Source organism: Micromonospora sp. CV4 (genome assembly GCF_003667455.1).
Classification (GTDB): Bacteria; Actinomycetota; Actinomycetes; order Mycobacteriales; family Micromonosporaceae; genus Micromonospora.
In genome coordinates this window covers 1-5,055 of the sequence record NZ_RCVI01000115.1, presented here as the reverse complement: position 1 = coordinate 5,055, position 5,055 = coordinate 1, and the positions used below count along the sequence as shown (strand labels likewise).

Here is a 5,055-nt window from a genome sequence, read left to right as displayed (position 1 = left end):
TGTCCGTCGCCCTGCTCGGCGATGACGGGGTGCGGTACTACGGCTCGCACCTGAGCGTGGTGACCACGGGCGTCGACGCCGGGGTCCGGGTACGCGCCGGGCAGCAGCTCGGCAAGGTGGGCCGCACCGGCAACGCGAACAACGTCTGCCATGTGCACTTCGGCATCTCGCCGCCGTGTACGGGTCGGGACGGTTGGTGGATCCGGCGTGGGGTGCTCTGGCCGGCGCGCTATCTGGACTCCTGGCGGCGTGGCGGCAATCGGGAACCGGCCGCCGAGGTGACCGCGTGGCAGCGCAGAAACGGCTGCCCGAAGGCTCCCTGACCGGCCCGGCAACGGCTAGGTTCGGTGGATGAAGGCCCGGGACCCCATCGCCGACCTGCGCCGCATCGCGTTCCTGCTGGAGCGGGCGAACGAGGCAACCTATCGGGTGCGGGCGTTCCGGTCCGCGGCCAAGGCGCTGGCCGGCCTGCCCGCGGCCGAGGTGGCCGAGCGGGCCGGCAACGGCACGCTCACCAAGCTGGCCGGGGTCGGTGACGTCACGGCCCGCTGCGTGGCGGAGTCGCTGGCCGGTGAGGAGCCGGTCTACCTGCGCCGGCTGGTGGCCACCGAGGGCACTGACCTGGACGCCGAGGCGGCGGCGCTGCGCGAAGCGCTGCGCGGCGACTGTCACACCCACTCGGACTGGTCCGACGGTGGCTCGCCGATCGAGGAGATGGCGCTGGCCGCGGTGGAGTTGGGCCACGAGTACATGGTGCTGACCGACCACTCGCCCCGGCTGAAGGTGGCCCGGGGGCTGACCGCCGATCGGCTGCGCCGTCAGCTCGACCACGTGGCGCAGGTCAACGCGGCACTGCCGGACGGTTTCCGGATCCTGACCGGGATCGAGGTGGACATCCTCGCCGACGGTTCGCTGGACCAGGACGACGAGCTGCTGGCCCGGCTGGACGTGGTGGTCGGCTCGGTGCACAGCGGCCTGAACGACGAGCGGGCGAAGATGACCCGGCGGATGCTGACCGCGGTCGCCAACCCCCACCTGGACATCCTCGGTCACTGCACCGGCCGGATGGTGTCGTCCCGCCCGGCCGGGGTGACCGGGCCGGGCGACCGGGGGCACCGGGCCCGGACCCGGGGCGAGAGCGACTTCGACGCGGACGCGGTCTTCGCCGCCTGCGCGGAGCACGACACCGCCGTCGAGATCAACTCGCGGCCGGAGCGGCAGGACCCACCGAAGCGGCTGATCCGCCGCGCCCTGGAGGCCGGCTGCCGGTTCGCCATCAACACGGACGCGCACGCCCCCGGCCAGCTCGACTGGCAGCGGTTCGGCTGTGAGCGGGCCGCCCGCTGCGGCGTCCCCGCCGACCGGGTGGTCAACACCTGGTCGGCGAAGCAGCTGGTGGCGTGGGCGGGCGACCGGTCCTGAGGCGCCCGCCCACGGGCCGGTCGAGCCTCAGCGGCTGACCGGCTCCGCCGCGGGCGCGGCGGGCGCGCCGACGCCGACCACCGGTCGGGGCCGCCGCCGGCCGACCACGCCCTGCGAGACCGCGACTCCCAGCAGCACGATGAGGGCGCCGACGGGCTGGTGCCAGTTGAGCCGCTCGTCGAGCGCCACGGCCCCGATCAGCACCGCGAAGATCGGGATCAGGTAGGTCACGGTGGAGGCGGTGCTCGCCCCGGCCACGCGGATGTTGCGCATGTTGATCACGAAGGCGAGCCCGGTGCCGAGCGCGCCGAGGGTCAGCACGCTGGCCACCACCTTCGGCGACAGGTCGGTCGGCAGCGGCGGCGCGCCCGCGACGAACGGGGTGACGATGGCCAGCTGGCCGGCGGCGAGCAGCAACTGCGCCGCGGAGAGCGACAGCCCCGAGTGCGTGCTGCCCGCGATGAACCGCTTCTGGTACGGGATGGCGAGGCCGTAGCAGGCGGCCGCGCCGAAGCACATCACCTGCCCGATGAAGTGCGCCCCGCCGATGCCCTCCCAGACCCCGAGCACCACGAGCACGCCCAGGAAGCCCAGCCCGAGCCCGACCCCGCGGCGCACGGTCAGCCGCTCGGTGCGGAAGACCAGCACCGCCAGCGGCAGCACGATCAGCGGCGTGGTGGCGTTCCAGATGCCGGCGAGCATCGACTCGACCCGCTGCTCGCCGTAGCCGAAGAGGGTGAAGGGCACGGCCACGCCGAAGGCGGCGACCACGAAGAGATGCGCCCAGACCCGGGGCTCGCGGGGCAGGCGGTCGCGCAGCACGGCGAGCACCACCAGCAGGGTCAGCGCACCGGCGACGACGCGATAGAGGGTGAGCTGGACCGGATGCAGCTCGGCCACCCCGACCTTGATGAACAGGAAGCTGGAGCCCCAGATGGCGGCGAGTGCGATGAATCCCGGCAGCCAGGCGCGCAGCGGCGCCTTGTCAGGAGTGATGTCGGTGTTCACCCCTGACACTCTGCCCGAGGCGTACGACAAAGTCGCGCGACTTTCGGACACCATCTCTGACCACCACGGTGCCGCCAACCGCTCGCTGAACACGACAAACGTCGTCGACACCGGGGCGGGTCGGTCACGTAGGGTCGCACCGTGGGACGAATCGATGAACTCGCCAACCGCTACGTGGCCGAGTGGGCGCCGTTGAGCCCGACCGGCGCCACCTACGTCGGCATCGCCGGCCATGACGACCAGCTGGACGACCTCTCGCCCGAGGGTTACCGGGCGCGCGCGAACCTGACCCGCCGGACGCTCTCCGAGCTGGAGGTGACCGAGCCGGACTCCGAGGCGGAGCGCACCGCCAAGGAGGCCATGCAGGAACGGCTCGGCCTGGACCTCGCCCGGTACGAGGCCGGCGAGGCCACCAGCGAGGTCAACGTGATCGCCAGCGGGCTGCACGACATCCGCATGGTGTTCGACCTGATGCCGACCGCGACGGCCGACGCGCAGGCCAACATCGCCGCCCGGCTCAACGGCTTCCCCGGCGCGCTGGAGGGCTACAAGACCACGCTGCGGGAGGCGCTCGCCGCCGGCCAGATCAGCTCGAAGGTGCAGCTGGTCGAGGTGGCCAAGCAGTGTGACGTCTGGGTCGACCCGACCGGGGACAACTTCTTCCACGGGCTGGTGGAGCGGCTGGGCGCGGACGGCACGCTCGGCGCCGAACTGCGGCGGGGGGCGGCGGCGGCCACCGCGGCGACCGCGGAGTTCGGCCAGTTCCTGCGCGCCGAGCTGGCGCCGCACGGGCGGGACAAGCAGGCCGCCGGCCGGGAGCGCTACGAACTCGCCTCGCAGTACTTCCTCGGCGCCAAGATCGACCTGGACGAGACGTACGCCTGGGGCTTCGCGGAGCTGGCCCGCCTGGAGGCGGAGATGCGCGTCGTCGCCGCGCGCATCGCGGGTCCGGGCGCCAGTGTCGACGAGGCCGTCGCCGCGCTGGACGCCGACCCGGCGCGGACCATCCAGGGCAAGGAGGCGTTCCGCGACTGGATGCAGGCGCTCGCCGACAAGGCGATCAGCGAGCTGCACGGCACCCACTTCGACATCCCGGAGCAGGTCCGCCGGATCGAGTGCTGCCTCGCCCCGACCAGCGACGGCGCCATCTACTACACCGGCCCGAGCGAGGACTTCTCCCGCCCCGGGCGCATGTGGTGGGCGGTGCCGCAGGGCATCACCGACTTCTCCACCTGGCGGGAGGTGACCACGGTCTACCACGAGGGCGTGCCGGGTCATCACCTCCAGGTGGCGCAGACCGCGGTCCGTTCCGACCTGCTCAACCGCTGGCAGCGGCTGCTCTGCTGGGTCTCCGGACACGGCGAGGGGTGGGCGCTCTACTCGGAGCGGCTGATGGACGAGCTGGGCTACCTGGAGGACCCGGGCGACAAGCTGGGCATGCTCGACGGCCAGGCGATGCGGGCGGCCCGGGTGATCGTCGACATCGGCATGCACCTGGAGCTGGAGATCCCGAAGGACAACCCGTTCGGCTTCCACCCCGGCGAGCGGTGGACGCCGGAGCTGGGCTGGGAGTTCATGCGGGCGCACTGCCGGGTGCCGGACGAGAACCTGCGCTTCGAGCTGAACCGCTACCTGGGCTGGCCGGGGCAGGCGCCGTCGTACAAGGTCGGTGAGCGGATCTGGCTCCAGGCCCGCGAGGACGCCAAGGCCCGCAAGGGCGCGGACTTCGACCTGCGGGAGTTCCACCGGCAGGCGTTGGACCTGGGCGCACTGGGCCTCGACCCGTTGCGCCGGGCGCTGGCTCGACTCTGACCGTCACCGCCCCTCGCCGGCACGACGTCCGGCGAGGGGCGGTGCTCAACCGAGGGTCAGTGCCAGCGTCGGCCGGGCGGTCAGCGTGTCACTGGTGACGTACGCCAGGTCGATGACCGGGTCGGTGAACGTGATCGGGATCGGCGACGTGACCGGGAGGCCGTCCGGCAGCGGCAGATCCGGAGTCAGCGTGATCTTGATGCCGAGCAGTCGGCCGACGAACCGGGTGGCGTAGAAGGCCACGTCACCGCGCACGGTCAACCGGTCGGTCGCGTACCGCTGGTTGCGCCCGTCGGGGCCGTCCGCGCGCAGGAGGAAGTCGTCGGTCACCGCTTCGCGCATGCTGAACTTCAGCACCTTGAGGTGGCCCTTCTCGGACTCCAGCTCGGTGATCCCCTCGAACCGCAGCCCGGTCATGGTGACCTTGGAGCCGGTGAGCTTCGACGGTGTCTGGGCGACCTTCGGCAGGGTCGGGTCGGCCGCGATGCGCGGCAACGGCTTTCCCGGCTCCACCTTGCCCGGCTTCGCGGGACGGGTGGGGCCCGGCGCCGGGCAGTCGGTGACCCCGGGGCCGGCGGCCGGCGGCCGGGCCGGCGTACCGGTCGGCTTCGCCGACAGCCGGACGCTCGGGCTCGCCGACGGGGTCGCGGTGTCCTCTCCGCGTCCACCGGTGAGGAGGTCTCCGATGCCGTCCAGGATGTCGGTGATCAGGTTGCCGTCCGAGCTGCGCCCCGGCTCCGGGCTCGGGCTGGCCGTCGGCGTCGCCGTGGGCGCGCTCCGGCTCGGCGAGGGGGTGACCGCCCGGGGCGGGGT

At 72.8% G+C, this 5,055-nt stretch carries 4 protein-coding genes and 1 pseudogene; 3 read left to right on the top strand and 2 right to left on the bottom strand.

Annotation, left to right across the window (positions count from 1 at the left end; translation table 11 throughout):
* On the top strand, window positions 1-323 hold a 323-nt coding region (locus tag EAD98_RS01150), incomplete at its 5' end, for a M23 family metallopeptidase (protein ID WP_147457307.1).
* Window positions 324-351: 28 nt separating this feature from the next.
* Entirely contained in the window at window positions 352-1,422 is a 1,071-nt protein-coding gene (locus tag EAD98_RS01145; RefSeq protein ID WP_121652235.1) for a PHP domain-containing protein, read from the top strand.
* Between the two features lie 27 nt (window positions 1,423-1,449).
* On the opposite strand, the gene EAD98_RS01140 is transcribed toward EAD98_RS01145, so the two are convergent.
* Window positions 1,450-2,430: a DMT family transporter gene (locus EAD98_RS01140; RefSeq protein ID WP_199723201.1), complete on the bottom strand. Its 981-nt coding sequence runs from the start codon at window positions 2,428-2,430 to the stop codon at window positions 1,450-1,452.
* 141 nt (window positions 2,431-2,571) lie between these two features.
* On the opposite strand from EAD98_RS01140, the gene EAD98_RS01135 reads away from it, so the two are divergent.
* Window positions 2,572-4,242, top strand: coding sequence for a DUF885 domain-containing protein (locus tag EAD98_RS01135; RefSeq protein ID WP_121652234.1), 1,671 nt, complete (start codon window positions 2,572-2,574; stop codon window positions 4,240-4,242).
* 45 nt (window positions 4,243-4,287) lie between these two features.
* Here the strand turns inward: EAD98_RS01135 and EAD98_RS01130 are convergent.
* A pseudogene (locus EAD98_RS01130) lies at window positions 4,288-5,055 on the bottom strand (hypothetical protein); the annotation flags it as partial.